Source organism: Bacteroides sp. HMSC067B03, assembly GCF_001811315.1.
Lineage (GTDB): Bacteria > Bacteroidota > Bacteroidia > Bacteroidales > Bacteroidaceae > Bacteroides > Bacteroides faecis.
This window is the reverse complement of record NZ_KV804431.1, coordinates 1-239: the sequence shown is the minus strand read 5'-3', so window position 1 is coordinate 239 and position 239 is coordinate 1. Positions and strand designations below refer to the sequence as shown.

Genomic DNA, 239 nt, shown 5'->3' with positions numbered 1-239 from the left:
AACATCATCCCCAGTAAAGTCAACAGGTCAAGGAAGGACAACGCCTCTTCCTGCATTTCCGCACCTTCACAGGTATCGGAAAAGGTTTCGTAAAACAGCCGGAAATCAATCTGCGTGTGAAGCCGCTGAACGAGCAACCCTTCGTCCTCAATCCCCAGCGTATTAAATTCAATGAATACAGCCGGGGACAGAAAGGGATGTTCTTCATCGAGAAAACTGACCTGTTCATGCCACATGTC

General features: G+C 48.1%; 1 pseudogene. It reads right to left on the bottom strand.

The features are described 5' to 3' along the window. Nucleotides 1-239, bottom strand: a pseudogene (locus tag HMPREF2794_RS21410) (hypothetical protein); the annotation flags it as partial.